Raw genomic sequence first — 26,503 nt, 5'->3', positions numbered from 1 at the left:
TGCTCCCTCCTGTTAACCAAGCATCTCAAACAACCATTGACTAAAGGGTTGAATCATCACCGTGATCCAATCCATCGGGTTGGGAACCCGCCACTCCAGGATCACTGCGATACTTAATCCGGTCCCCACAATCAACAGGGAGAAAAAAACCACCATCTCCCTTTTGTCCCCTTGCTTCAGCATTTTCGGTAAATAGTAGGCCACGATGAAGGCTACAACCGCCAATAGACCAATAATCCACACTGTTTATTACTCCCCCATCTCCTTTTTCAGGGATTGAACGGATGTGCCGAGCTGTTTGATGTCTATCTTTACGCGGACTCGAATCGGCATCTCAGCAAACACCGACCCCCACTTTTTCTCCACTTTGCTCCAATAATCCGGGTTCGATCGGTGGAGAACATCCCCGAACCCGAAGACATCGGTCCGCAATCCCTTGGCTTTGCGAAGGGCCTTTAAAATCATCGTCCGGATTTCTTCTTCAAACCCCTCCTCCAACGAATCGATGGTTTTGGGATCGGTCAGATCGATATTTCCATCGGCTTCGCCGATATTGCATCGAACACGGACAAGCACTTCACCCTGAGGCTTTCCATCAACCACGTTAGTCTGTAGCTCACTATTGGTTCGAATCAATTCCACGGTGATTTTTTCCCCTTTGTCAGTGGTGACATATTCCACCGTGCTCATGATCTCTCCCAGCGCATAGTTGTACCCTTTGCTCTCCTCTTCATCGAACCATCCGACCAGTCGATCTCCTTTGAAAAGGGTACTGCCCATATATTCCACTTGGGTGGGACGGCTGGTTTGCACATTCTCGGAGGTAAATCCCTTCTCGTAATCGCCACGAATCCCGATCCCGCTCAAGACGGGATTTTTTCCTTTGCTTATGAGTTCATTGACCAACTGATCCAGTTGCACCTTGACCGTAGGTCCCCCCCAAGCACCAGCAGAGGACTCTAGGGAACGGAGCATCTTGTGGGCCGGAATTTTTTCAATCGGGAGAAGGATATCCAGGACCCGGTCCGCTCGAGCCCCCCTAGCTACCACCAAGTAGTAATCGGTTCGGACTTCATGATCCCGCACAAAAAAATCCAACACATTGGTGATCCCTTCTTTTGCCACCTTTTCCCCCAAAATCAACATCTGAATGTGACCGACATACAGCTTCCGCGGTGCTTCCAGCGTCATTCTGCGAAATCCTTCAAAAACCGTATTCGCTCGTACCCGAAACATAACTACCGGCGCTCGCCCATCTCCTCCGTCACCGGCGGGAGAAATCTGACCCGGGTTAACAACCTGTGCGGCAAACAGATACTGATCCCCGACCTTATCGATACCCAGACCGGAAACGATGGCCAGATCATCCAGCTCTCTTCGATTCCAGCACCCGGTGAGAGAAGTAAACAGGAGAACCCACACCAGCGCAGCGATCCACTTTTTACTCATCTCATCCCTCCTCGAAGCTTTACCTGGACCGAATCACCCGGCGCCCTCTCCCCCGTGACAGATTCTCCTGCTTCATGAGGCGGGGACGGTACAGTAGCCCCCACCTTGGGAACCGAAAAAGTGTATCCTTTTGATCTTCCCCGATAAACGGAGCCAGAGGCATAGTATAGGGAATCCCGAACGAACGGAGGCTAGTCAAATGAAGCGCCAGAGCGAACAATCCTACAAAAATGCCGTACAAGCCGAAAGAAGCGGCCAAAGCCATCATGCCAAAACGAAGCATCCGGATGGAGATCGCCATATCGTAGTGGGGAATGGCAAAGCTTGAGATCGCGGTGATGGCAACCACAATTACCATGGCAGGGGACGCGAGGCCGGCTCGGACCGCTGCTTCTCCGACGACCACCGTCCCGACGATAGAAATGGCCTGTCCAATGACCCGAGGCAGACGCAGGCCCGCTTCCCGCAGAATCTCGAAGGTGACCTCCATGATCAAGGCTTCCAATAAAGCGGGAAAGGGAATCCCTTCCCGCTGTCCCGCCAGACTAATTAACAACGGAGTGGGAATCATCACGGGGTGATAAGTGGTGATGGCAATGTACATCGATGGCCCCAGAAACGCGATGAACAGGGCCATCAATCGAATCACACGGATCAGGGTGCTGATATCCCATCGGTGATAATAATCTTCCGGTGACTGATAAAACTGGATCAGCAGAGCCGGGACCAATAGCACGAAGGGGGTTCCTTCCGTCAGAATCGCCACCCGCCCTTCCAACAAAGCAGCAGCGACGGAATCCGGTCGCTCGGTACTCTGGATAGTAGGAAAGGGGGTGAACGAATCGTCCTGGATGTATTCCTCTATGTAAGAGCTTTCCAAAATCCCATCGATGTCAATGCGATCGAGGCGCTTTCGCACTTCTTCCAGTACTTTTTCGTTCGCCGTTCCACGAAGGTACATCACACCCGTCTTGGTCTTTGTTATCTTTCCCAATACCCGGGTTTCCAGTACCAGATCAGCGGATTTGATCCTTCGACGAATAAGTGAGACATTGACACTGAAGGATTCAACTAAGCCTTCTCGCGGTCCCCGAATCAGTGTTTGCGAATCGGGTTCCACTACGTTTCTCGTCTCCACCCCCCTCGTCTGCACCGACAGGGCCTTGTCCATCCCGTCGATGAGAATGGCCGTGTTCCCTTCCAATACGGTATCCAGCAATCCCGCAAAATCAGATACTTCATCCACGTGCGAAGCACTCAGAACGGTTTCCTCTATATTTTCTATCCAATCATCGATTATTAATCCATCCGTTTTTTCCTCATGTATCAACGATTTCATAATAAAGTTCTGAATCGACGATGAATCGGCCATCCCCTCTAAATAAACGACTGCTACTTTCCTTTTTTCCTGTTTCCCAAGGAGAATATCCCGAACCACAAGGTCCGAGCTGTGCGAAAAAGCCTCCCGAATAAAGCGAAGGTTGTTGGAGAGAGATGAATACAGCGCAACATCCTTTGCATTTTTGTTCGGGGTGGATGGGATCTGGTTTTTCTTTCGGATCTTCCGGGTCTTTTTGTAAGCCATTTGCGATTCACTCCGGATCACACAATATCTTTATCATCATCCCTTACAAAATGAGATTTATTCACTATCTTTGTTTTGCGCTTTCCCTTCCCCGTACCCCAAACCGTTCGTATTCATTAGTACTACAGTTGCATTTGTACGAAGAGTGTATATGAACGTGGGTTGGTCGGGCTAGTGGGCTGTCTTCGATCTCTTGCAAAAAGCGCAAAGGATCGCAGCCATCCCCCCACCGTCCCTTCTCACATCTGCGCCTGCTCTTATAAGTACAACTGTAGTATTAGCACTGAATATAGGAGAAAGCCCAAAAGGCATATGGGATGCGAGGGATCCAGTGGGGCTGCCCTTGTCACGGTTCCCGTTGATTTGGTAACCGGTGCAAAGGTGATCAAGGGAAAAGGGGTCCATTTTCGGTGGCGCTCTTTTTGACCGACCACCAAGTGAAGTTTCCACAGGACACAACACGTTTAGCGGTCCCCTCGCAATTTTTTTAGCTGGCCCGCTTTCACTCTTATCATGTATCATCTGGCTGTAGGAGCGTGGCTTCCACCTCGATGATTTCAGAATATTTAATTCCCATACCTGTATTCAGGCAGACAACAGTATGATCCGGACGAATCCAACCCTGGTTTCTCAATTCACGAACAGCTGCAAAGGCGGCCGCACCCTCGGGACAAACAAAGATTCCTTCTTGTCGGGCAATTCGGCGCTGCTCTGCTAATAACCTTTCATCTGAAACCGAAATGGCCATTCCATTTGTGCGATAGATGGCCTCAAGTACTAAAAAATCCCCAATCGCTTTCGGAACATTGATTCCAAATGCAGCTGTTTTGGAATCAGGCCAAAACGTTGAAACCCTCTTCTTTTCTTCAAAGGCTTTTACGATTGGAGCACATTCTTCCGCCTGAACGGCAACCAGACGAGGCATGTCTTCCTTGTTTATCCATCCTAATTCGATAAGCTCTCTGAAAGCCTTGTAAATCCCGATCAGCCCCACACCGCCGCCAGTAGGGTAAACAATGACATCGGGCAGGCTCCACTTCATCTGCTCGGCAATTTCAAAGCCCATTGTTTTCTTTCCTTCAATCCGATAAGGCTCTTTTAAAGTGGAGACGTCAAACCAGCCATACTTTTCTGCCAAACGGGCAATGATTTTCCCTGCATCACTGATTAGACCGTCCACTAAGTGAAGATCGGATCCAGCAATGGTTACTTCTCTTCTTGTAATAGGAGGAGAACCTGCCGGCATCACGATATGACTTTTAATAGATGCCTTTGCCGCGTATAAAGACCAGGAGGCCCCGGCATTTCCGTTGGTAGGCATGGCGATTTCTTTAATGCCTAATTCTTTCGCCCTGGAGATGCCTACTGCAGCACCCCTCGCTTTAAAGGAGCCGGTTGGAGCAAGACCTTCGTCTTTCATAAATAACCTTGAAATTCCCAGCTCGTGTTGGGTCTTTTTCATTTCCAGCAAAGGGGTCATGCCCTCTCCAAGAGAAATGATGTTTTCTTCTTTTTGGAGAGGGAGCAACTCATGATACCTCCATAAAGTAGGAGGTCTTTCTTTTAAGTCCTCCCGATTCAACCGGCTTTTTAGTTCCTTAAGGCTATATTGCACAAGTAATGGCGAGCCGCAGGTACATCGATTGATTGGCTTGTTTAAAGGATGGGAAGCCGTGCATTTTGGACAATAAAGAGAGGATGCATAACTAAAGCTCATTTTGGAGCCTCCTGTTCAGAAATCTCTCTTATATATTAGAGGGTTTCAATAAATGACTCAGAATCCCTGTGATGCAGCTTGAAAAAACCTGCAAAACAAAAAAGCCACAGGGGTTTCCTGTGGCAGAAAGCGACTCAAACGGAATTCTGCGTCTGTCTTTATGATGGATCCAATACGTGTAAAGTTACATCTATGTTGCCGCGAGTAGCCTTTGAGTAGGGGCAGACTTGATGAGCCGCCTCTACAAGTTCCCGGGCCGTTTCTTCGTCAACCCCGGGAACTTGTACTTCCAGAATCGCGGACAGTGCAAAGCCTCCGTCTTCGTCTTTGCCGATGGAGACATGGGCGGTAACCTGGGTCTCTCCTGTCTTCACCCGCTTCTGTCGGGCTACCAAGCCAAGGGCACTGTCAAAGCAAGCAGCGTATCCCGCGGCGAAAAGCTGCTCCGGGTTGGTGGCGCTTCCTCCGGGACCGCCCAGCTCCTTGGGCATCCGGACATCCAGGTCGATGACACCATCCGTAGAGACCACTTTGCCATTACGGCCGCCTTCAGCGTTGACGACAGCGGTATAGATCGGCTTCATATACAATCACTCCTTATGGGTGTTGGATGTATTCAAGAGTCGAATCTGTTGCTGCAATCCCTGCAACCGTTCCAGAAGATCATGGAATTCCTCCGCAGGGACGCCGCTTTTTTGGAACAGAGTCTCCGGGATGCAACGGACCCGTTCCTTTAGGGCTTCCCCTTCTTCCGTCAAACCAATCAGCACCTTCCGTTCGTCCTCTGAGGATCGTCGACGACGGATCAGACCGGCCGTCTCCATCCGCTTCAACATCGGAGTAAGGGTCCCGGAATCGAGGAAGAGGAGCGAGCCCAGTTCTTTGACGGTTACTTCCCCTTCCTCCCAAAGGGCCAGCAGCGTGACGTACTGGGGATAGGTGAGGCCTAATTCATCCAACAATGGACGATACAGGCGCGAGATCTCCCTGGAACAAGCATAGACGGCAAAGCAGAGTTGATTGTCCAAGGCGAGCAATGAGTCTTTGGTCATGGTCACACCTTCTATCCGGCAAGGGCTTTTTCGATCTCGTCTCTAATGGCGGAAGGCTTCGTCGCCGGAGCGAAGCGACCGATCACTTCCCCTTTTTTGTTCACCAGGAACTTGGTAAAGTTCCATTTGACATCATCGGTAAGAACTCCTGGAGCGCTTTTGATAAGATGTTGGAACAGAGGATGGGCGTTTTTACCCTTTACGTCCGTTTTTGCGAACAGAGGGAAGGTAACTCCGTAGTTAAGGTCACAAAACTCCCGGATTTCATCTTCGTTGCCGGGCTCCTGGTTCATGAACTGATTGCTGGGAAACCCGAGCACCTCTAATCCCTGCCCCCGGTATTGCTCATACAGCTCCTGCAACTCTTTGTACTGGGGAGTGAATCCGCATTTACTGGCGGTGTTGACGATCATGAGTACCCGTCCCTCGTACTCGGACAAGGATCGTTCTTCACCGTCAATGGTGGTTACACTATAATCGTAGACACTCATCCAATCAGCCTCCCTGGAGATTATGCTTCAATCACAATTATATTGTACACAATTCAATTGGATAAAATCAATACTGATTCACAAATAAAACATCGTATGGCGGTAGAGCAAAATGGATCAAAATGGGTTAACAAAACAATTCGTAAATGCACAAACTATGTGCGGTGGTCGGAGGCTGTATCGTTTATCGACGAAAGTACGTCAACCAAACCCGATAAGGAAAAGTCATATTTAAAGCCCGAAGGTTGTTCCCTTCGGGCCTGTCCATTTATTTGGTTCTTCTGTGTGGCTGACGACATATATTTTGTCTGCACGACATTGATTCCCATCTCCCCAATAGGTACACCTGTCTACTTCACACAGGACATCTCTGGCCATCGGAAACCCTCCTTTTGCTTTTTGATTTATGATGGTCTGAATCAACCGGATTAAACATGAATAACCGAAAGGGTTCTTTGAAATACTTCCCTGTAGTAAGTACGGACCCAATTCTTATACAGAGGTGTGTACATAATGAAAATGGAAGCGGTACAAGAGCGATTAAAGCAATGGGGCGAATTGATTATTACGACAGCTTCGGGAGAAATGTATGAAATCCACTTAGGCGATACCATATTTGATCTGGAGCAGCGGATTATTATACTTAGTACACCCAATGGCGACTATCTGATTGACGGGGATTCCGTGGAAAACATTAAACAACACTATGGGCATAAAGTGGATAACGCCGACGATCATTAATACGAGAAGAGTGAAAACTAGGGTGTCGTCCATCAGGTTGTCAGGCCCCCTTCTCGGGTTAATCCCGCCGTTTTATAAACAAAAAGGCCGCCCTGACAGGGCGGCCTTTTTGTTTATTTGTACGGAGGATCCTGATAATAATAATTGGGGGTAAGGATCTCATCCTGGTACTGATGATGAAAGATATGAGTGGTCGCAGGGGAAACCGGAGGAATCAACCAAGTCCAGTCCCCTGTTACTTTTCGACCGTTTTCCTGCTCTTTATTCTCAAACAGCTTAAACTGCTGTGCAGCCGTGTGATGATCAACAATGCTGACGCCCGCTTCTTTAAACGAATGCAGAACAGCCGCATTCAGCTCCACCAAGGCTTTATCTTTCCAAAGAGTCGATTGATTTCGTGTTGTAAGACCCATTCTCTCCGCCACTTGCGGTAGAAGGTTGTACCGGCCGGTATCAGCCAGGTTGCGGGCTCCGATCTCCGTTCCCATATACCAGCCGTTGAAGGGTGCAGCGGTGTATTGAATTCCGCCGATTTCCAACCGCATATCGGAAATAATCGGCACCGCGTACCATTGGACACCCAAATCTTCAAACCACGGATAACCGGGATGGCGGATCGGAACTTCCAAGATAATCTCCTTGGGCAGTTCAAACCATCGGGGCTTTTGGTCCCCCACTTGAATGACCAGAGGAAGCAAATCAAAATGCGTTCCCTCCCCCTCCCATCCCAAGGATTGACAATGTCTTGTAAAAGGGATAGAAGCTGGGTCTCCCACCGTACCATATTTGGTCTCATATCCGGCATAGCGAATTAATTGATGGTTCCAGATTCTTGTTTGCCGGGATCCTTGGATGGCCGGTTTAAAGATAGTGATGGTCGGCCTGATTTTGCCGTTGTTCGTAGCGGTCTCGATATGTCGGCACAGGGCACGGAAAATGTCCTCTTCTCTCCGAAGGTGCCGGGCGTCAAACACATGCAGAGAGTGCCAGAAGAGGCGGCCGATGCAGCGGTTGCTATTTCGCCAAGCCATCTTGGCCCCGTGCTCCAATTCTTCGAAGGTATGGTTATAATGGCCGTATTCTTGGATTTCTCGTTTGATTTCACCCAAGCGCAATTCTATTTTCTCGTCCGGCTTCCCGAGTTCCCGGTAACAAGTCCGGATAAACATCTCCGCTTCCTGGAGTAAATTCCCCCTCTCTTCAAAAGGCCTGCCAATCGATGCTGAGGGATCAGAGCCCTTGTCTTGATGATCGATGGGACAACCTCCTTTGGTATCCGTCCTCTTTTCCGAATGGATGAAACTAGAATCCAAAGGCGATGCTCCCTCTCTTTTTAGGATCGCCTCCATCCATGGGAATCGGTTCGGTTTCACGTGTCGTCCTCCAAGCCTATTTTCTGGGTCATACGGTCAAGGCGGGTTTCGCCCACACTCCCACCAACCACAAGGGCGTCCCACTCATTCCCGTCTGACCACCCTTTGTTTCCTATCCACATTAACTATAGCGTATCAAAAGGTGCGGGGAGTTGCCAGACAAGCGCTAGTATCATAACCACCTCTTTCCAAGAGGATTCGGTGTTTCCATACAACTCTCCCCTATGGGGGGAATCGATGCCATATGGTCCTGATATAATCCGTTTTTTAGGGAATAGTAAAAACTGTTATCAGGCGGACTTCTCTTTTATCATGCAAAAGGGAAGCGATCACATGATACAATAAAAAGGAGGCTCATGGTTATCAGTTATTTCAGACACCGTACCTCTTTTGAAAAAAGATGAACTCCATTATAGTCAGGGAAAGGAAGTTTTTGGTGATCGATCAAAACAAGAAGGAAAACTGGCGAGAAATTATCGCAGCATACGGGAGACCCAGTGTAAAGCGTAGTGTCTGGCAAATCATCAATACCTTTATCCCCTTCTTTCTGCTCTGGTACGCCGCATATTGGAGCCTTTCGGTCTCCTATTGGCTTACCTTGGGGCTGGCCTGTCTGGCAGCCGGTATGTTGGTCCGGATTTTTATCATCTTTCATGACTGTTGTCACGGGTCCTTCTTTCCTAACCGGAGGGCCAACGAGGTGTTGGGAACACTCAGCGGTATTTTAACCTGTTGTCCGTTCCACCAGTGGCGGCACAGTCATTCTGTTCATCATGCCACCAGCGGCAACCTGGACCGGCGCGGCACGGGGGATATCTGGACACTGACAGTGGAGGAATATCTGGCATTGCCGCGACTGAAACGACTGGCTTACCGTTTGTACCGGAATCCGTTGGTGATGTTCGGACTGGGTCCTTCCTACATTTTCCTCATTGAATATCGGTTCAACCGGAAGGGTGCCAAGATGAAGGAACGGTTAAACACCTATCTGACCAACTTCGGGATTGTTGCGATTGCCGGGTTGCTCTGTTGGATTATCGGCTGGAAAGCGTTCCTCTTGGTGCAGGGGCCTGTCTTTTTAATTTCAGGCTTAATCGGTGTCTGGCTCTTCTACGTCCAGCATCAGTTTGAGGGGACCTACTTTGAGAAAGACGAAAAATGGGATCATGTGGATGCCGCCTTGCGCGGAAGTTCTTTCTATAAATTACCAAAGGTACTTCACTGGTTCACGGGAAACATTGGTTTTCACCATATTCACCATTTGAGCCCACGGGTGCCGAACTACTATCTGAACCATGCTCATGAAGAGAATCGAATGTTTCAGGACGTCGCTCCGATTACACTTTTATCCAGCCTGAAATCCCTTAACTACCGCATATGGGACGAGAATCGCAAGAAACTGATGGGATTCGGATACATTAAGCAATTCCTGATGAAAGAAAAAGAAAGTACTCAATAAAGGGGCCGCCAGCAATTTAAAAAAATCCTACGCTAAGCAAACCAGCATTGATTTTTCATGCTGGTTTTCCACTTTAAGACAAAGCCCCCACCGGGATCGGCGGGGGCTCAAACTGTTCAATTGGTCATTCTATCAACATGATAATCAAGATCCACTAAGTCAATCCGTCCAACTCTGTTGTTGTCCGCAAACTTCACCGATGCTTTTAGATGGGGTAGAGGGAGCGAGCGTCGATTTTGGGGTCATCTGCCCAGTATATAGAAAAACGACTTGAGAGCCACGTGGGAACTCAAATCGTTTCATGCTTATACAGGGAACTCAGGGATAACGTGCTCATATTTACCCTGAGCCTCGGTAATGGCCAATTTAGAATATATCTCAAGCGATTACGGCTTGCGTGTCCAGAATAAGGATCGTCGATGCCTTTTTTCTTAAGCCATGTTAACAGGAAGTGGCGCAATTTATGCGGTGAAATGGATTGGGCCATGTGGGCCCGATCGGAATACTTTTTGAGGATTTTCCGAATGCCACGATCGCTGTATTTTTTCTTCCAGGACGATTCAAACTCGGTAGCGTGCTGGAGAAACCCTTTAATCATGGCAGCTACTTCCGAAGACGTGCAGGTCTTTAATTGTGAATGGATGCAGGCGGAATTTTTTTCAACATGCCAATAGATCATAACGCCAGGCCCGCGATAACGAGGGTGCCACTCCGTCATCAGGTTTTGATCCCAGGAGCCGAATTTCTTGGAGTCAGATGCGCAGGATGTAGTGGCTTCGCCCCACACGTCGGCCAATCGCTCCTTCAAAATGGCATTCACCACTCGGATATTGGCCGCCTTCAGATTTTCTGGATGGACAAACTTCCGCTTGATGTAAAGCATGTTTTCATACGTCACATCGGCGTTGCCGGTGGCCATTCGCTTTATCGTGCCCAACCCGTAAAGGCAAAGAAGCAAACGCTTTTGGATATCTCCTCGACTTAACTGTTCACGAACGCCAGAGACTGAAAGGCATCAGTGAAGCCAACACGGAGGTCGGTCTCCTTAAAGACATCAATTAATTCGATCATCCACCAGCGTTTGGCGATTTCCCTTTTCAACTGAGTCAAGCGCTCGGGTTCCGGCTGTGGGTCTGATGGAGTAACTGTAATCCATCCACCCTTATGATTCGTGATTCTCACTTTTGAATTTTGTGGGAGGGTCTGATTTAGTTGGTCCAGCGCTCGATGCAGTGATTGCTTGAGATCGTTGATAACAGAGTCTGCATCAAGCCCCAGACCAAGGGATTCATAATACTCTTCACACCGCTCCTCAAAATCGCCTGGTAAATCCTCATCCGGTCCCCTTTATATCCCTTAGAGTTTTTCCTCCTCAAAGAATCCGCATAAATGGATTAAATTTAATTTATTTGAATTTGGAACAGATACCCAGTCTAACAGCATATATTTCATGTATCTCAGACTACCCCCTTACCTCTACTGAACTGGAAATAGTAAACCAATAGAATGATTAGATGCAAACCAGCAAGAACAAAATAGATATTGCTATAAATAAACCCATTAGGGGGGATATTTACTGGGTTCCAGTGGACATTAGAGCCAAGATCCACTACCTTACTGTAAATCCCTGTAGCTACTGCTTGAGAAATAAAATTCAACATCTGCAACATTCCCATCCCCACACCCGCTTGGTTCTTTGGTAATGTTTGTGAAATTGAATTGGATATCGCAATAAGCATGAAGGATTGTCCCACATTACCAAGAATCAGAAAAGTAGCAATAAACAAAGAAGAACTTCCCGTAAAGGTAGAGAGTAAAACAAAACAGGTTAATAACAATCCCGATGCAATAAAGAATAGATACGAGTTTCCCTTTAGGTCTGCCAGTTTGCCACCCTTTCGACCCAAAATGGCTGAGGCTGTTGCCGCAGGAACCATCGCAAAGCCAATCCAAGAAGCTGGTAGTTGTTGTACATGAGACAGTAGCAATGGACTTAGCAAATAAAGAGAAGTACCAATCCCGTTGATAAGAAAAGCAATCGTTAAACCGAGAGTATACCTTTTGTTTATAAAGAGCTCCGGCCTGACAAACGGTTCATCAACTAAGCGAATTCGTACGATGAACAACCCTAGAGTGAGCAAACCGCTGATTATAAACCACCTAGTTCCATTTGTAACACCGAGCAAAAGCAATGCCACAGTTGCGGCTAGCAAACTTCCACCAATCCAGTCAAATTTTCTAGTCAGCCCTTGCGGCTCATCTTCCAAATATTTACGGTAAAAAGGTAGTGTGATTAAGATGAGAAGAGATACAGCGAATAACCAACGCCAATGAGCGACACTTACAATGAGCGCAGAAATAATGGGGCTCAGAGCACTGCCAAGAGCCAAGCCAACAGCCATCATCCCCAAAGCTTTCCCTCTACGTTCAGGGGCGAAATAGCGTACAGGGATCAGTACCGCTGTTGCGGGAATAGCAGCAGCTCCTACTGCTTGCAAGCATCTTCCCACCAGTGCCATCCAGAATGTTTGGGAAACAAAGCCGATGAGTGACCCAATCGTAAAAACGATCAAACCGAACGTCAGCAAATTTTTAAGCTTGTATCTGTCTGCTAGCTTTCCATACGTAACCGTTCCAATGGCGTAAATCAAACCATACGCGGAAGAGAGCCAGCTTACATGAGCAATGGTAAGATGAAACTCTTTACTAACTTCGGGGAGTACGTAATTGAACATTAATACGCTCATCGATGAAAGGGTAACCGTGAACATCACAATGCGCATCACTGTTTCCCCTGTTTGGTCTGGCACTTTCGTTTCCGTTATGATAAATACCTCCGATGATAAAATCATGCTTGTAATCTAGAGGGTATGGCAATTACCACCATACCCCTTTTTACTTTCATGTGAATCCATCTTAGCGGAAACGGCGGAAGTATGTCTGTATATCCCCCGTTAACAAGTCAGGGGTCTCCATCGCCGCGAAGTGACCACCAAGTTCAAACTCGGTCCAGTGAACGATGTCGTACTGACGCTCAGCAAAACGACGTACAGGAAGAGCAAGATCATGTGGGAAAACTGCTACTCCCACCGGTACGGGACAAGGGATAGGTTGGCCCTTGATTTTGTTATTTTCATAAAAAAGGCGGGCTGAAGAGCCTGCGGTGCCTGTGAGCCAGTAGATCATCACGTTAGTAAGTAGACGATCGACTGCAACAGGACATGCTGGATCGACCCATTCAATAAATTTCTCTGCGATCCAAGCTAGTTGCCCGACAGGTGAGTCAGTTAATGCATAGGAAATTGTCTGTGGCCGAGTCGATTGAACTATCATGTGACCAGGAGGAGCAGCTAAGTAACGCTTCATCTGTTCGATCCTAGCTTCATCCTCCTTAGACAGATTATTGAGGTCGCCAGTCGGGACAAATGGCAAGTAGTTTAGATGTACACCACAGACGTGTTCGGGATCGACTGCACCTAAAGTGCGAGAAATTGCTGTTCCCCAATCACCACCCTGTGCTCCATACCGGTCATAGCCTAACCGTCTCATCAACTCAGCCCAAGCGAGAGCGACTCGGTTTACATTCCAACCCTTCTTAGGAGTAGGACCGGAGAAACCAAAGCCAGGGATTGATGGAATTACCACATGAAAGGCGTCTGTAGGATTACCGCCATAGGCTCTTGGGTTGGTAAGCGGTCCGATCACGTCTAGAAACTCCACAAAAGAGCCAGGCCAACCGTGGGTGAGAATCAGTGGAAATGCGTCCCTTTCAGGGGAACGAATATGCAAAAAATGTACATTTGCACCATCAATCGTTGTGGTGAATTGAGGAAACTCATTTAACCGAGCCTCATGTTTACGCCAGTCATATGAGGTGCGCCAGTACTCCGCTAACTCCTTCAAATAACCAAGCGGAACACCATAGTCTCCGCCTGCCTCAGGTAGCTCATCGGGCCAACGGGTATGGGTTAGGCGAGCTTGCAGATCATCCAGAACACTTTGAAGGATCACGATGCGAAACGGTCGGATCGAAGTGTCGCTATTACTTATGTTGTTACCTGCAGATTCTTGTTTTGAAGTACTCATCTTTTACTCTCCTTTGTGAGTAGAAATCATTCTAGTATCCGAATTTTTCATTCATCTCCTTTGGTTTCAGCCAGCGCATTCATAGACATCTGTTTTATCTTTTGAATGAAGTCGTCCGCTTCTTCTGTTGTAAGGCCCGTTGAAATGGTTTGGGTCCAATAACTCAGCTTTGTTTTAATAAAATCGCGCATCTCTATTCCTTTAGTTGTCAACGTTACCAAATACGCTCTTCCGTCCAATGGGTCACGAGTTCTTTGCACATAACCGAGCGTTTCCAGCCGACTGATTGCTCGCGCTGTTGCAGCTTTGTTGATGAAAAGATTGGCGGACAATTGCTCTTGAGAAATACCATCTTTTTCATACAAATTGACTAAAAAAATATATTCAGACGAGTTAATATCGCAATCCTTCAATTCCCTGTTCAGATAAATTTGAAATTGACGGTGCAGTACTGAAATCCACTTACCGATGCTTTCTTTTTTCATTTGCACACTCCTTTGCAAATAGTTGACTAATATACTATATGAAAATCATACTGCTTATTAGTTGATTTGTCAACTGAATATCATAAATGCTCAATAGCATCCAAATGCGGTACCGTTATACACCGAAGCATTTTGACTTTCCCATCCCGCCGATCCGTGACAAAGCAGATATCTTGGCTTCTGCTGTTCTCGTCCAACCGGATATCATTCTCTCCGGTGACGAGGACTTTCACACCCGAGAGATCCGGGAGCATTTCGCGGTCTATACGCCGGCTGATTTTCTTCGGGATTTTCGATTCTGATTACTACTTTAAGACAAAGCCCCTGCCGAGATCGGCAGGGGCTTTGTCTTAAAGTGGAAAACCAGCATGAAAAATCAATGCTGGTTTGCTTAGCGTAGGATTTTTTTAAATTGCTGGCGGGACCCCATAAAGAGCGACACACCGGTTCCCTTATGGACAGGAATCCGGTGTGTTTTTATCAGTGTACGATTTCCCGCCACATATTTTCGTTCCTTCAATCCGCCAGGGGTAAGGAAATCTTCTGTGATTGAGCGGTTATCGCGACCGAAACCCGCCTTCAGAATGTAGAATCTGGCCTGTAATCCAGGAAGCCTCTTCACTGGCGAGAAAAGCGACCAGACGGGCGGCATCCGTTGGTTCACCGATCCGGCCAAAGGGAAAATGGGGTGACAATTCCCGCCGGATTTCCGGCGTTACCCAGCCGGTATCCGTCGGACCCGGATTGACCGCATTTACCGTGATTCCTTTGGATGCGACTTCCGCTGCCAATGTACGGGTGAAGGCATCGATTCCCCCTTTGGTGGCGGCATAAGCGATTTCACCCGGCATTCCCCCGAGGGACTGTCCGGATGTCATGGAGATAATGCGTCCCCCTGCTCCTGGGGGACACTGTTTTGCAAACGCTGCCGCCAACAATAACGGCGCCCGCAAATTGACCGCATAATGCCGGTCCAAGATCTCCGGTGTCACTGCCTGGTAATCGAGGTCCCGCAGGGAGTAGGCCGCGTTGTTGACCAAGATTCGGGGAATCTCCCCTTTCGAGGCCCAGTCCAGGATCGGATCGATCGACTCTGCCAGAGACAAATCAAAAGGGACTGCAGCCGCGTCCACCCCTTCATCCTTCAACTCCTCCACCAAGACAGCTGCTTCCGCTTCCTCTTCCGGAGGCCAATAGGTAAAACGGATATCCGCCCCATGTCGGGCTAACTCCCTGCAAATAGCCGCTCCGATGCCGCTCTTCCGTCCCGCTCCCGTCACGAGGGCGCGCATGTCCCGCCGTGCTTTCACCGAATCCCCCCTTCTGCCCTCATCGCTTCCTGCCGCTCATTGCGCCATTGGAAGAAGGCTGCTTCCAGCAACCGTTCCCGGTGATGGGGATCGGGACTGCGATCGGGAAAAAGGGTTTCAAACATGGCATAGGCCAACTCCGCCCGCTTCTCGGGGAATAGTTCTTGGCGGCGGGATAAAAACTCCCCCACCTCCAACCAACGGGAGTCGGCAATCCGAGCCAAATCAGCCGACGTATATAGACGCGCCTCTCCATGAGAGTACAACGGCCGTACCCGGGGCAGCCGGCTATCTTCTTCCCGTTTCACCACCATCGTCCCGGCAGCCAGATCTCCCAAGCGTTTAGCCCGTGTATTGGAAAAGACCGATATCAAGCCGACTATGTACAAAAACGGGAGAGAATCCACCATCCGCAGGACATTGCGCAAAAAGATGGCGAAAAAGCCGGGCGCCGTTCCCATGTCGGTTACCACTCGAATACCCAGCACTTTTTTACCCAAGGTTTGTCCATGGAGGAATGTTTCTGTCAAGATATAATAGAGGAGCGGAATAAAGACCAAAATCACAATCCCAACCCCAACAACAACAGACATCCAAAGCGGGGAGCCGATCTCCTCCAATAAAAAATAAAACAAAAGGCCGACATAGCCCAACATTCCCAACACAACCCCGAGTATCATCCAATCTACCAACAGCGCCAAGATGCGTGTGCCGATCCCTGCCGCTGTAAAACGGAGGGTAACAAACTCAGGGGTGGATACACGTATCTCCTGATTCATCTTATTACGACTCCTTTCCCCACCATCGTCACCATCCCGTGGTAAAATAAAGCTGGAGGTGACCAGCGGGATGTCCGTTCAACCCCGACATCGTTTAAGTACGTTCATTCAAAAACATCAGTCAACATGGAATCGCCTGGAATCATTGATCGAGCTGGCCAAGGATCGCCGTGTCACCAAAGAGAACCTGGATGAACTGGGTCATACATACCGGCAGGTAACGGCACATCTGGCCTATGCCCAGACCTACTTCCCCGAACATCCCGTCACCCGCCACTTAAACGCCTTAACCGCACGCGGGCACCAAGCGGTATACGCCGCTAGCTCCAAGAGTGACGGTATCCAGATGATCCGCTTTTTTACCACGGGCTTTCCCGCCCTGTTCCATGAACGGGCTCTCTTTTTCCTGGCCGCCCTGTTCGTGTTTGCAGCAGGTGGGCTGTGGGCATTTGGAGCCACCCTGCTCGACGAACGGAATGCCAGGGCATTCCTTGAGCCCGAGATGGTGGAGGGAATCGACCCACAGGCATCCACCGACGTGGAGAATCGCGAACAGTGGAATCATGCCGTCACATCCGGTTTCATCATGCAAAACAACATTAAAGTGGCCTTCCTCTGCTTTGCCCTGGGGGCATTGCTAGGCGTGGGTACCCTGTGGGTGTTGTTTATGAACGGAATGCTGATCGGTGCGTTGGCAGCGCTTTTTCACCGTGCTGGGGAATCTTACGGTTTTTGGGCGTTGATTTGGCCCCATGGCGTGTTGGAACTGGCAGCCATCTTCATCGCAGGTGCCGCTGGTCTTTCATTGGCGTGGTCGTTTTGGGTACCTGGTGAATTGACGCGGGTGGAATCTTTCAAGCGGGAAGCCAAAGTGACCGGACAACTGATGGTCGGTGTGATTCCGTTATTCGTGGTTGCCGCTGTTATCGAAGGATTCATCACCCCTGCACCCTGGCCTCACTGGACCAAATATATGGTGGCATTGACCACCTTGGCCGTATTGATCCTATACTTTGGCCGCCCCTTTTTCTCTTTGCTTTCACGGAATCAAACAGAAGCCTCTCTTTCCCGCGGATAACCGATCAATCGTGATTCCTCGCGCTTTTTCATTGTATCACAGTGAATGATCCACTTTCGTATGAAAACAAAAGACTCCAAGCACCCTTCGATGTGTGCGTGGAGTCTTTTGTTTTCAGGAAGGGTAAAGTCGGGGTCGGGCTAAAAAGCAAACGACGAACTCTTAAGCGAGAAAGCAATTTTCAAAGTCCGATTCCTGTTGCTGCGTTGTCCCGAAACAGCGATCCATCCCGAATATAACGGCGGACCATCTGTGTGGATTTATGGCCGGTCTGCTCCATAATCGCCCGCTCATCCTTCCCGGCCATGGCTGCTGTCGTGGCCAGACCGGCACGCAGGCTGTGTCCGGAAAAACGCCGGGGATCCAACCCCGCTTCCGCTGCTCTCCGTTTCACAATGAGCGCCACCGACTTATCGGACAATCGCATATTCCGGATTTGACCATGTCGGTTGATGGGACGAAACAACGGCCCATGGCCGATTTTGCTGGCCGCAAGCCACTCCTGAAGCGCTTCGACAGGACAGGTATGCGGGCTGGAACCATAGGGAATCCCGATTTTTCTCCCGATTCCTTCCTGGTCCGTCTTCGAACGGCGCAACAGAATCACCATTCCCCTGCCGGTGATTTGGATATCGCCCACATCCAGGCTGACCAACTCTCGTCGGCGAAATGCTCCGGCAAATCCGACCAGCAGTAAAGCCCGGTCCCGTCGACCGGGAAGGTCGTCCGGTACATGGCGGAGAATCAGACGAAGATCCTCCACCAACAGCGGTAATTTCCCCTCTTGGCGCGTTCCTTTGGCCCGTCGGATCCCCGCCCATACACTGCGAACCAATATCGAAGCGGTGGGTGTGTCGTAGCCTGCCGCCTGATGAGCCTGACTGACGGCAGACAATCGCCGCTGGATGGTCGACGGTTTGCGACGTTCAGCCAAGTCTGCGATATAATAGGCGACCGTCTGGGGATCAGCCGGCAGCGGATCCCGGCCATGTTGGGTACACCACTCGGTAAAATCGCGCCAGTCTGCTCCATAGGCCCGGGTGGTGTTGCCCGCTTTGGCTTGTGCCGTATAATCCCGCGCTTTTTTTACAGTTTCTTGTAAGGATGGAGGAATAGCAGTATGTGGAGTAATGGAATTCATGATGTTCTCCCCTTGATGAAAGATAGCGTCAAGTCAACCGGAAAAGGTTTCCTCCATCCTATTGTCGCATATACGAGAAAAAAGTCTACTATTCTTCGGATATTGTCGAAATACGCTTTATTTGTATTGCAAACCAGTCTGATATATTAATGGGTTTGTATTTCAATAGCATCCCCGTCGATACTGTCGTGTCTGCCCCATCAAACACAACGACTAGTGCCACATGGCAAATTAAGTCGTTGTGCGTTCATGATCGCTTTCATCGGCCCCTTGCAGGCCTTTTTCCTGCGAGCCCGTGAATACGGCGAAACACCCTCCATTCTCATGAGTGATGAAAAAACTAAATCCGTCTCCAACGACTCCCGTGATCGATTGCCCTCTCGCTCGGACAATGCCGATGTTTTGCAAAACGATCGGAGCAGGAAAAATCATAGCAGCAATCACCTGTGTCACAAAGACCGTAGGATCGATGCTCGGTGTGATTTGCATTTCAAATTGTACCGGTGACCGAACTACACTGATTACCCAGCTATGTACATACCCGCTTTGATTGCCGACGACTAAAAACTTTCCACTTCGCCATCTCGTTCTCCCTACCGGGATGACGCCCGAAAAAAGAAAAGTAGACATGAGTATAAACACCGAGCACCACCGTGAAATAGAATGTCATGACTAAATTTACTCAGAAAAATGCAGAGTCTCCATAGGATCTCGGGTTTCAACTTAGACCAAAGTGGTTGACGCAAATGGATTCATAACGGAATGACAAAGGAGGAAAATAAATGATACTCCCACCAACGAAAAGAATTAGGAGAAGTCGGCATCACAACTCAAGACCGCTTCTGGCGCCCAGCGTAACACCAGGAAAAAACAGACCGTTGGGTTCGTTACCAAAAGCAGATAAGAAGTCGAACATCACACAAGTCGTTTCAGCATTCAGAGCGGTTCGAACCGGCCCACAGCCATTGGCCGCACTCACTTTTACAAGGGTTCTTTATACAACAGAACGGTTAGATACAAACAATGAATATAATACAGCGACAGGAGAATTCATCCCACAGCAAAGCGGTATATACAGTTTTATTGCCAGCGCTGAGTTTTTTCCTACTACTCCGGGGCAGATATTTTTTCTACAGTTGTTCATCCGGGTAAATGGAGTCTCTGTGGCTTCTGAGTTTACTTTCTCCACAGGCAGAGATGTTGTCACAAGTGTGTCTACGATTGTACAGTTACAAGCTGGTGATGTTGTAGATGTGCTCGCGAGAAGCTCTGTAAGCGGTAATATCAATAATTTTTCCACCGTTATTGAAACTCGTTTTGAAGGAGCGCGAATCAGTTAGGGGGATTGGGGTTCCTCTACGAATCGAAAGCCTGTTCCAGAAAAAGACAAAGAGGATGCCTGAGCATCCTCTTTGTCTAAAGTGTGTCTCCAATTCAATCTTTGATGATGTTAGGGTAAGGACAGGGTGACCGGCGGGGATCCTTTACACTCACAGAGAGCACCAATCTCGCCTAGTCGCTTCGCTCCTGGTCTCGCTATGGCTTTTCCAACGAAATCGAAGACGGTCTCACCGGCCCCTCCCCCTAGCTATCCTCTGTGATTACGCCTTGGTTTGCTTTACGGCTTCCTCAAATTCCGTTTCCATCTCCTTCGTCGGCTTCGAGGTTAACAACGTTACCACTACAATGGCAATCGTACAAGCGATAAAGCCGGGGATCATTTCATAAATCTCACTGACCGCTTCAATCTGATCCCAGATGATCACGGTTGTCGCTCCTGTCAACATACCGGCCAGCGCGCTCCACTTATTCATACGCTTCCAGTACAGGCTGAGCAGGATGACCGGCCCAAAGGCGGAGCCAAACCCGGCCCATGCATAACCCACCAGGTTCAGGATCGTTTCATTAGGGTTCAACGCCATATACAGCGCCATCAACGCAACTCCCAGCAAGGAGAGGCGTCCAACCAACACTAGTTCTTTGTCTGAAGCGGAGCGGCGGAAAAATGACTTATAAAAGTCTTCCGTCAGTGCACTGGCGGTTACCAACAGTTGAGACGAAATCGTACTCATGATGGCAGCCAAGATGGCAGCTAACAAAAAGCCGGTAATTAGTGGGTGGAACAACACTTGCGACAGTACGATGAATACGGTTTCAGGATTGTCCAGGGTCAGGTTGGATTGGCTGAAATAAGCGATCCCGACCAGTCCTGTAAACATCGCACCCACGATGGAGAATATCATCCAACCCATCCCGATGCGGCGGGCTTTTTTCATTTCCTTGACCGAGTCGATAGCCATAAATCGCACAATGATGTGGGGTTGACCAAAGTACCCCAAGCCCCATGCCAGCAGCGAGAGGATCCCGACAATACTGGTTCCTTTAAAGATATCCAGCAATGTTGGATCGATGGAGCGGATTTCACTAAAGGTGGCATCGATCCCTCCCGTCTGGAGGATAACCACGATCGGGACGAGAATCAGAGCGAGAAACATAATGGTTCCCTGCACAAAATCTGTCCAACTGACTGCGAGAAAACCGCCGAGCAAAGTATACAGAATCACCACTCCGGCGGTCACCCATACCCCCCACATATATTCCAGTCCAAAAGAGCTTTTGAAGAGCTCCCCTCCGGAAACCATCCCCGATGACGTATAGAAGGTGAAAAAGATAAAAATCACCAACGCGGATACCATACGCAAAATCCTGGAGTCATCTTTAAATCGGTTTTCGAAATAATCGGGAATCGTAATGGAATTGTTGGCTACTTCCGTATAGGTTCGGAGCCGTGGAGCCACATACAGCCAATTTAGATACGCTCCCACCGTCAACCCCACCACAATCCAGCCGCTGCTTAACCCGGCGACATACATCGCACCCGGAAGTCCCAGCAACAGCCAGCCGCTCATATCGGAGGCCCCTGCACTCAAAGCCGTCACGGCTGATCCCAGATTTCGCCCCCCGAGCATATAGTCGGAAAGATTAAACGTTCTTTGATAGGCATAGTAGCCAATACCGAGCATGACGAGCAAATAAATACAGATGGCGATGATCATCTCGTATTGCATGCGCCTTCCCTCCCATGCTGTCCTTATTCTCGGTTATCATCCAAAGCGAGTTCCTCTTTTCATCCCTACTTACTCCTTGTCTATTTTTCAGGAAGATCAATACAGGTTGCGCAAATTCTGCGTCCTTTCCAATCTTGAACCGATTCCGTCCCTCCGCAAACGATGCATTCTGTATCCGAGTTCCGGATAAACAGGTAATCTCCGTCCACATGGATTTCAAGCGGATCTTTCAGGCGCATTCCTGAAGGTCGGTGCAGCTCCCGTCGGTTTTTGGACGGATCTTTGGCCACTTCTCTCTCCTCCAATCGATGAAATAGTGGCCGTGCCAAACGGCACGGCCCGTTAAGTCAAAATCGTTCAGTAACCACTTTTGGCTGTACAAAGTTCAGGAGATAATCTTTCCCTCCCGCTTTTGAATCGGTTCCAGACATGTTGAAACCGCCAAAGGGTTGGACACCGACAAGTGCTCCCGTACACTTCCGATTAAAATACAGATTTCCGCACATCATTCGTTTGCGCGCATATTCCAGACGGCGGCGATCCCGGCTGAACACGCCTCCGGTGAGACCGTACTCGGTGTCGTTGTAGACATCGATTCCCTCTTCAAAGCTGGAGACCTTACAGATAGCGAGGACCGGTCCAAAGATCTCTTCCTGCATAATCCGGGATTGACGTGTACAGTTGCCAAAGATGGTCGGCTCAATATAGTACCCTTTGGAATCGTCGGCGTTCCCACCCAAAAGCAACCGGTCTTCCTGTTTACCGATTTCGATGTAGCCGGTCACCTTTTGGAACGACTTGTCATCAATTACCGGTCCGACCGGATAGTTTTCCTCCGGTGCTCCCATCTTCAACTCTTTTGTCAAGGCTACCACTTTTTCCACCAATTCGTCATAGACGTCTTCATGGATGATCGCCCGGGAACCGGCAGAGCACTTTTGGCCCTGGAATCCGAATGCAGACGCGACAATCCCTTCCGCTGCCGCATCCAAATCCGCCGTTTCGTCCACCACGATCCCGTCTTTGCCGCCCAGTTCCGCCACGACGCGTTTGAGCCAGCGCTGCCCGTCGATTTTGCGGTGTGCGTATTCGTCAATATGGGTTCCTGTCGCCTTCGAACCGGTGAAAGAGATGAAGCGGGTATCGCGGTGACCCACCATGAGATCGCCAATCTCCGCTGGATGACCGGGTACAAAGTTAAGCACTCCGTCGGGTAAGTGGATTTCTTTCATAATCTCCACAAATACCGCCGCCATGACGGAGGATTGAGGCGCGGGCTTCAGTAATACGGTATTCCCCGTCACAATCGCAGATGCGGCCATCCCCGTCAGGATTGCCAGCGGGAAGTTCCACGGCGGGATCACGATGCCGACTCCAAGCGGGATATATTCCAGTCGATTGTCTTCACCAGGATACGGTTGCAACTCCTGTCCTTGATCGAGGCGGATGGCTTGACGTGCATAGTACTCAAGAAAGTCGATGGCTTCCGCAACATCGGCATCGGCTTCCGCCCAGTTTTTACCGGATTCTAATATTTGCCATGCGCACAATTCATGCTTGCGCCGCCGCATAATGGCAGCCGCTTTCACCAAGTACATGGCACGCTCTTCAAAAGAGGTGAACTGCCATGTTTCAAAGGCACGGGTAGCAGCCTGGATCGCCTCTTCAATCATTGGAGCGTTCGCCTGGCTTACATAACCGATCACTTCCTGATGTTTTGCCGGGTTTACCGACTTTTCGAGGGTTTCGCTTTGAATCTCCTTTCCGTCAATCCAAAGCGGATACGTTTGCCCAAGCTGGGATTTCACTTTTTCCAGCGCCTGGCTCATCAATTGTTGGTTCTCCGGTAACGAGTAATCCAAAAATGGTTCGTTTTGATAAGGGATCATTGTCATGATTGCAGCCTCCTTTAATCGAATGGAACGCGAATCCAACCGGTTTTCCGCACCGCCGACACGCGCGTTGGTCTTTTTAATAAACAAGTTTCATGCCAATCGTTCGCTATCCGCCAAAAGCGCCCCATGTTTGCACCATGCAAAATGGTGATGCAAGGAGCAGATCCGATACTACATCACAATTTTAAACAAATATGTTCATCAATTGTTTAAATCGTTGTCTAACAGTGTTCATCTCTGTTAAACAATCAAAGCCCATAGCGTTTCAAATAGTTGTACAGCGTTCCACGGGAGATTCCAAGCTCTTTTGCGGCAGCTGATTTGTTGCCGTAGGTATGAAGTAACACTCGTTCCAGTTCATCCTTGGATACCTTCTTTCGACGGTATCTGTTTAGGGCGGAAAAATCGGAAACCGGTACATCCCGCGTCTTCAAATCATCGACGGCAACCCCTGATCCATCAGGGCGAATCTCTTCGGGCAGGTGTTCGATGCGGGCTTCTCCATCCACTGCCAGGATCACGAGCCGTTCCATCGTGTTTCGCAATTGCCGAACGTTTCCCGGCCAATCATACTGCATTAAATGAATCATCATCTCCGAATTCAGTTCGGGTATGACCCGGTTATATTTCGCGGAAAACTCCCGCAAAAAGCGCTGCACCAGGATCGGAATATCTTCCAGCCGTTCCCGTAAGGGCGGAATCCTCAGATTCACCACGTTTAATCGATAATAGAGATCCTCCCGAAATCGGCCCTGCCGCACTTCTTCGATCAAATTCCGGTTGGTTGCCGCAATGATCCGGACCGATACACGGACCGGTTTGGAAGCGCCAATCGGATAAAAGCTTTTTTCCTCCAAGACCCGCAAAAGCTTTACCTGCATCTCCAGAGGCATTTCGCCTACCTCATCCAGGCACAACGTTCCGCCGTCCGTCAAGGCCAGTTTGCCTTCCCGTCCCTTTCGGTCAGCACCGGTAAAAGAGCCGGGCGCATATCCGAACAATTCGCTTTCAAACAGAGGGGCTGGAACCGCACCGCAGTTGATCGCGATAAAAGGACCCTCTGAACGCAAACTGGAATGATGGATGGCATGGGCAAACAGTTCCTTTCCCACACCGGAATCCCCGGTTAACAGAATGTTGGCATCCGTTTTAGCCACTTTTTTAGCCATCTGGATGGTCTCTTGAATCGCAGTGCTCCTGCCAACAATTCGATCCCACGACCGGTCGTCTCTCTGCTCGGTGATCCCCGCCCTCTCTTCCTCTCCATGGTTTGAACTTTGCATCAGCTCGTGTCCCAGCCGTACAATCTGTGTCACGTCCCGTTCAGTCGAAATGGCCCCTTTAATCTTCCCGTTTGCGATGATCGGAACCGTATTGATCAGTACATGCAGATTGGGATTCGGCTCATGATAGGCATTGCGGATGGGGACGCCGTCCGCCAACACACGTTGTACCATCAGGGACTTCCATGGAAAGTCGAGAATCGACTTTCCGATAATTTCGTCACCGGATATGTCATAGAGCCGTTCAGCCGCTTTATTCCAATAACGGACAGTTGCCTCTTCATCTACGATGGTGACCGCTTCTTCCACACTCTGCAACAAGGTGTTTAACAGTAAGGCACTGCACGTTTCCTGTCCCATTTGACCAACCTCCATCCCAGGATGTCAACCCCGCAACCGGACACTAATAAACACTTTTGTTCACATTTTAACATCGATTTAACATTCCTGTCTATTTTACCATTGCTCTCTTTCGGATTGGGGAGTGGACCAGTGGCATGATTCTTGCGAATTCCCTTAGCGAATCCTAGACTTTATTCGTTACGAAGGGGGATCCAAATGGAAGCCATTATGCGAAACCTGTTTTTAACCATGGCAAAAAGCCAAACCGCCAACCGTCTTGCCAAACGGTATGGACTGCGCTTTGGCGCGCAACGGTTTGTGGCTGGTGAGTCCATCCAGCATGCCGTCGAAACGACCAAGCGGTTAAACGAGCAGGGGTTGAAAGTAACCCTGGACCACTTGGGCGAATCGGTTTATACCCGGGACGAGGCGGCGCAAGCGGCCGCTGATTGCATCCGGACTCTGGATGCAATCAGTGAAGCGGAACAGAATATGTATCTATCCATCAAACTTACCCAGTTGGGATTGGATATCGATGAGGGCCTATGCCTCGATCATGTGAAAAAGATCGTATCCCGGGCAGCGGAAAGCGGCTATTTTGTCCGGATCGACATGGAAGATTACGCTCACAACGAGGCGACATTTCGCTTATTTCACAAGCTCCATGCCGACTTCCCCAACCAGATCGGCCTGGCGATCCAGGCCTGTTTGCATAAAAGCAAACAGGATATCGCTGAATTAGGAAAAAAGGGAGTCAATGTCCGCCTGGTGAAAGGAGCCTACAAGGAATCCCCTGAAGTCGCCTTTCCCGATAAGGCGGATGTGGATAAACAATTTATCGATCTCCTCGAAATGCATCTGACCAGCGGGGGCTTCACCGCCATCGCCACGCACGACGAAACCGTCATTACCCACATTAAACAATTTGTGACTGAACAGGATATTCCAAAAGAGCGATATGAGTTTCAGATGCTTTACGGCATTCGGACTCAACTGCAACTGGACTTGGTGAAAGAAGGGTATCCTGTTCGCGTCTATGTCCCGTTCGGAACGGATTGGTATGCCTATTTCATGCGCCGACTAGCGGAACGCCCCGCCAACGTCAACTTTGTCCTGCGATCAATGTTCAAGAAGTAAACGGACTTTCGCATTCGTAAAAAAACCGATTT

General features: G+C 49.3%; 25 protein-coding genes and 2 pseudogenes. 6 read left to right on the top strand and 21 right to left on the bottom strand.

Features of this window, described 5'->3' with window-relative positions:
- Positions 1-12 precede the first annotated feature (12 nt).
- The 8 genes and pseudogenes from JOE21_RS01745 to JOE21_RS01710 all read right to left on the bottom strand — a co-directional run.
- On the bottom strand, positions 13-243 hold the full coding sequence (locus JOE21_RS01745) for a hypothetical protein (protein ID WP_309861634.1): 231 nt from the start codon (positions 241-243) through the stop codon (positions 13-15).
- 6 nt (positions 244-249) lie between these two features.
- Complete coding sequence (locus tag JOE21_RS01740) at positions 250-1,449, bottom strand: Ger(x)C family spore germination protein (RefSeq protein ID WP_309861631.1); 1,200 nt, start codon at positions 1,447-1,449, stop codon at positions 250-252.
- A gap of 19 nt (positions 1,450-1,468) precedes the next feature.
- Entirely contained in the window at positions 1,469-3,034 is a 1,566-nt protein-coding gene (locus JOE21_RS01735; protein WP_309861629.1) for a spore germination protein, read from the bottom strand.
- A 511-nt stretch (positions 3,035-3,545) separates the two neighbouring features.
- Positions 3,546-4,751, bottom strand: a complete 1,206-nt coding sequence (locus tag JOE21_RS01730; protein WP_309861626.1) for a threonine synthase — start codon at positions 4,749-4,751, stop codon at positions 3,546-3,548.
- Positions 4,752-4,909: 158 nt separating this feature from the next.
- Positions 4,910-5,335 carry an organic hydroperoxide resistance protein gene (locus JOE21_RS01725; protein ID WP_309861624.1) on the bottom strand — a complete coding sequence of 142 codons (426 nt, stop codon included), beginning with the start codon at positions 5,333-5,335 and terminating at the stop codon, positions 4,910-4,912.
- A 6-nt stretch (positions 5,336-5,341) separates the two neighbouring features.
- Positions 5,342-5,803 (bottom strand): MarR family winged helix-turn-helix transcriptional regulator, encoded by a 462-nt coding sequence (locus tag JOE21_RS01720; protein WP_309861620.1) that lies wholly within the window; start codon positions 5,801-5,803, stop codon positions 5,342-5,344.
- A gap of 11 nt (positions 5,804-5,814) precedes the next feature.
- Positions 5,815-6,294, bottom strand: coding sequence for a glutathione peroxidase (locus tag JOE21_RS01715; protein ID WP_309861618.1), 480 nt, complete (start codon positions 6,292-6,294; stop codon positions 5,815-5,817).
- Positions 6,295-6,576: 282 nt separating this feature from the next.
- A pseudogene (locus tag JOE21_RS01710) lies at positions 6,577-6,672 on the bottom strand (DUF1540 domain-containing protein); the annotation flags it as partial.
- Positions 6,673-6,813: 141 nt separating this feature from the next.
- Between JOE21_RS01710 and JOE21_RS01705 the strand changes: the two are divergent.
- Entirely contained in the window at positions 6,814-7,035 is a 222-nt protein-coding gene (locus tag JOE21_RS01705) for a hypothetical protein (RefSeq protein ID WP_309861615.1), read from the top strand.
- Between the two features lie 113 nt (positions 7,036-7,148).
- Here the strand turns inward: JOE21_RS01705 and JOE21_RS01700 are convergent, their stop codons facing one another.
- A complete protein-coding gene (locus JOE21_RS01700) occupies positions 7,149-8,408 on the bottom strand; it encodes a nitric oxide synthase oxygenase (protein ID WP_309861614.1) in 1,260 nt (419 codons plus the stop codon).
- Between the two features lie 439 nt (positions 8,409-8,847).
- Between JOE21_RS01700 and desA the strand changes: the two genes are divergently transcribed.
- A complete protein-coding gene (desA, locus tag JOE21_RS01695; RefSeq protein WP_374709309.1) occupies positions 8,848-9,867 on the top strand; it encodes a Delta(5) desaturase DesA in 1,020 nt (339 codons plus the stop codon).
- A gap of 559 nt (positions 9,868-10,426) precedes the next feature.
- Here the strand turns inward: desA and JOE21_RS17880 are convergent.
- The 4 genes and pseudogenes from JOE21_RS17880 to JOE21_RS01675 form a co-directional block, all read right to left on the bottom strand.
- Positions 10,427-11,214 (bottom strand): annotated as a pseudogene (locus JOE21_RS17880) (Tn3 family transposase); the annotation flags it as partial.
- A gap of 110 nt (positions 11,215-11,324) precedes the next feature.
- Positions 11,325-12,650, bottom strand: coding sequence for an MFS transporter (locus tag JOE21_RS01685; RefSeq protein WP_309861608.1), 1,326 nt, complete (start codon positions 12,648-12,650; stop codon positions 11,325-11,327).
- A gap of 133 nt (positions 12,651-12,783) precedes the next feature.
- Positions 12,784-13,953 carry an epoxide hydrolase family protein gene (locus JOE21_RS01680; protein ID WP_309861605.1) on the bottom strand — a complete coding sequence of 390 codons (1,170 nt, stop codon included), beginning with the start codon at positions 13,951-13,953 and terminating at the stop codon, positions 12,784-12,786.
- Positions 13,954-14,000: 47 nt separating this feature from the next.
- A complete protein-coding gene (locus JOE21_RS01675; protein WP_309861602.1) occupies positions 14,001-14,438 on the bottom strand; it encodes a MarR family winged helix-turn-helix transcriptional regulator in 438 nt (145 codons plus the stop codon).
- Positions 14,439-14,524: 86 nt separating this feature from the next.
- On the opposite strand from JOE21_RS01675, the gene JOE21_RS01670 reads away from it, so the two are divergent.
- Positions 14,525-14,740 (top strand): hypothetical protein, encoded by a 216-nt coding sequence (locus JOE21_RS01670; RefSeq protein ID WP_309861599.1) that lies wholly within the window; start codon positions 14,525-14,527, stop codon positions 14,738-14,740.
- 255 nt (positions 14,741-14,995) lie between these two features.
- Here the strand turns inward: JOE21_RS01670 and JOE21_RS01665 are convergent, their stop codons facing one another.
- Together JOE21_RS01665 and JOE21_RS01660 are read right to left on the bottom strand one after the other, a co-directional pair.
- Positions 14,996-15,748: an SDR family oxidoreductase gene (locus tag JOE21_RS01665; RefSeq protein WP_374709292.1), complete on the bottom strand. Its 753-nt coding sequence runs from the start codon at positions 15,746-15,748 to the stop codon at positions 14,996-14,998.
- Positions 15,745-16,527: an RDD family protein gene (locus JOE21_RS01660; RefSeq protein WP_309861596.1), complete on the bottom strand. Its 783-nt coding sequence runs from the start codon at positions 16,525-16,527 to the stop codon at positions 15,745-15,747. The genes JOE21_RS01665 and JOE21_RS01660 overlap by 4 nt, the downstream gene beginning before the upstream one ends.
- Before the next feature lie 70 nt (positions 16,528-16,597).
- On the opposite strand from JOE21_RS01660, the gene JOE21_RS01655 reads away from it, so the two are divergent.
- Positions 16,598-17,605 (top strand): stage II sporulation protein M, encoded by a 1,008-nt coding sequence (locus JOE21_RS01655; RefSeq protein ID WP_309861593.1) that lies wholly within the window; start codon positions 16,598-16,600, stop codon positions 17,603-17,605.
- Between the two features lie 181 nt (positions 17,606-17,786).
- Here the strand turns inward: JOE21_RS01655 and JOE21_RS01650 are convergent, their stop codons facing one another.
- Together JOE21_RS01650 and JOE21_RS01645 are read right to left on the bottom strand one after the other, a co-directional pair.
- A complete protein-coding gene (locus tag JOE21_RS01650) occupies positions 17,787-18,746 on the bottom strand; it encodes a site-specific integrase (protein WP_309861589.1) in 960 nt (319 codons plus the stop codon).
- A gap of 231 nt (positions 18,747-18,977) precedes the next feature.
- Complete coding sequence (locus JOE21_RS01645; protein WP_309861586.1) at positions 18,978-19,178, bottom strand: hypothetical protein; 201 nt, start codon at positions 19,176-19,178, stop codon at positions 18,978-18,980.
- Positions 19,179-19,624: 446 nt separating this feature from the next.
- Here JOE21_RS01645 and JOE21_RS01640 point away from each other — a divergent pair, with 446 nt between their 5' ends.
- Positions 19,625-20,086 carry a C1q-like domain-containing protein gene (locus JOE21_RS01640; protein ID WP_309861582.1) on the top strand — a complete coding sequence of 154 codons (462 nt, stop codon included), beginning with the start codon at positions 19,625-19,627 and terminating at the stop codon, positions 20,084-20,086.
- Positions 20,087-20,347: 261 nt separating this feature from the next.
- Here the strand turns inward: JOE21_RS01640 and putP are convergent, their stop codons facing one another.
- From putP to JOE21_RS01620, 4 genes are all read right to left on the bottom strand, one after another.
- Positions 20,348-21,814, bottom strand: a complete 1,467-nt coding sequence (putP, locus tag JOE21_RS01635) for a sodium/proline symporter PutP (protein ID WP_309861580.1) — start codon at positions 21,812-21,814, stop codon at positions 20,348-20,350.
- An 80-nt stretch (positions 21,815-21,894) separates the two neighbouring features.
- Positions 21,895-22,104 carry a hypothetical protein gene (locus JOE21_RS01630; RefSeq protein WP_309861577.1) on the bottom strand — a complete coding sequence of 70 codons (210 nt, stop codon included), beginning with the start codon at positions 22,102-22,104 and terminating at the stop codon, positions 21,895-21,897.
- 57 nt (positions 22,105-22,161) lie between these two features.
- On the bottom strand, positions 22,162-23,709 hold the full coding sequence (gene pruA / locus JOE21_RS01625; RefSeq protein ID WP_309861573.1) for an L-glutamate gamma-semialdehyde dehydrogenase: 1,548 nt from the start codon (positions 23,707-23,709) through the stop codon (positions 22,162-22,164).
- A 248-nt stretch (positions 23,710-23,957) separates the two neighbouring features.
- The gene (locus JOE21_RS01620) at positions 23,958-25,352 is read right to left on the bottom strand and encodes a sigma-54 interaction domain-containing protein (RefSeq protein ID WP_309861570.1); all 1,395 of its coding nucleotides are present in this window, start codon (positions 25,350-25,352) and stop codon (positions 23,958-23,960) included.
- A 198-nt stretch (positions 25,353-25,550) separates the two neighbouring features.
- On the opposite strand from JOE21_RS01620, the gene JOE21_RS01615 reads away from it, so the two are divergent.
- The gene (locus JOE21_RS01615; RefSeq protein WP_309861567.1) at positions 25,551-26,471 is read left to right on the top strand and encodes a proline dehydrogenase family protein; all 921 of its coding nucleotides are present in this window, start codon (positions 25,551-25,553) and stop codon (positions 26,469-26,471) included.
- Positions 26,472-26,503: the final 32 nt, after the last annotated feature.

The sequence above is a fragment of the Desmospora profundinema genome, from assembly GCF_031454155.1.
Lineage (GTDB): Bacteria > Bacillota > Bacilli > Thermoactinomycetales > DSM-45169 > Desmospora > Desmospora profundinema.
This window is presented reverse-complemented; position numbering and strand designations above follow the sequence as displayed.

What these genes read in the sequence shown, in the direction of transcription:
- JOE21_RS01740 (WP_309861631.1), bottom strand. Translation starts at nt 1,449, where the DNA reads ATGAGTAAAAAGTGGATCGCTGCGCTGGTGTGGGTTCTCCTGTTTACT.
- JOE21_RS01735 (WP_309861629.1), bottom strand. Translation starts at nt 3,034, where the DNA reads ATGGCTTACAAAAAGACCCGGAAGATCCGAAAGAAAAACCAGATCCCA.
- JOE21_RS01730 (WP_309861626.1), bottom strand. Translation starts at nt 4,751, where the DNA reads ATGAGCTTTAGTTATGCATCCTCTCTTTATTGTCCAAAATGCACGGCT.
- JOE21_RS01725 (WP_309861624.1), bottom strand. Translation starts at nt 5,335, where the DNA reads ATGAAGCCGATCTATACCGCTGTCGTCAACGCTGAAGGCGGCCGTAAT.
- JOE21_RS01720 (WP_309861620.1), bottom strand. Translation starts at nt 5,803, where the DNA reads ATGACCAAAGACTCATTGCTCGCCTTGGACAATCAACTCTGCTTTGCC.
- JOE21_RS01715 (WP_309861618.1), bottom strand. Translation starts at nt 6,294, where the DNA reads ATGAGTGTCTACGATTATAGTGTAACCACCATTGACGGTGAAGAACGA.
- JOE21_RS01705 (WP_309861615.1), top strand. Translation starts at nt 6,814, where the DNA reads ATGGAAGCGGTACAAGAGCGATTAAAGCAATGGGGCGAATTGATTATT.
- JOE21_RS01685 (WP_309861608.1), bottom strand. Translation starts at nt 12,650, where the DNA reads ATGCGCATTGTGATGTTCACGGTTACCCTTTCATCGATGAGCGTATTA.
- JOE21_RS01680 (WP_309861605.1), bottom strand. Translation starts at nt 13,953, where the DNA reads ATGAGTACTTCAAAACAAGAATCTGCAGGTAACAACATAAGTAATAGC.
- JOE21_RS01675 (WP_309861602.1), bottom strand. Translation starts at nt 14,438, where the DNA reads ATGAAAAAAGAAAGCATCGGTAAGTGGATTTCAGTACTGCACCGTCAA.
- JOE21_RS01670 (WP_309861599.1), top strand. Translation starts at nt 14,525, where the DNA reads ATGCTCAATAGCATCCAAATGCGGTACCGTTATACACCGAAGCATTTT.
- JOE21_RS01660 (WP_309861596.1), bottom strand. Translation starts at nt 16,527, where the DNA reads ATGAATCAGGAGATACGTGTATCCACCCCTGAGTTTGTTACCCTCCGT.
- JOE21_RS01655 (WP_309861593.1), top strand. Translation starts at nt 16,598, where the DNA reads ATGTCCGTTCAACCCCGACATCGTTTAAGTACGTTCATTCAAAAACAT.
- JOE21_RS01650 (WP_309861589.1), bottom strand. Translation starts at nt 18,746, where the DNA reads ATGAATTCCATTACTCCACATACTGCTATTCCTCCATCCTTACAAGAA.
- JOE21_RS01645 (WP_309861586.1), bottom strand. Translation starts at nt 19,178, where the DNA reads ATGATTTTTCCTGCTCCGATCGTTTTGCAAAACATCGGCATTGTCCGA.
- putP (WP_309861580.1), bottom strand. Translation starts at nt 21,814, where the DNA reads ATGCAATACGAGATGATCATCGCCATCTGTATTTATTTGCTCGTCATG.
- pruA (WP_309861573.1), bottom strand. Translation starts at nt 23,709, where the DNA reads ATGACAATGATCCCTTATCAAAACGAACCATTTTTGGATTACTCGTTA.
- JOE21_RS01620 (WP_309861570.1), bottom strand. Translation starts at nt 25,352, where the DNA reads ATGGGACAGGAAACGTGCAGTGCCTTACTGTTAAACACCTTGTTGCAG.
- JOE21_RS01615 (WP_309861567.1), top strand. Translation starts at nt 25,551, where the DNA reads ATGGAAGCCATTATGCGAAACCTGTTTTTAACCATGGCAAAAAGCCAA.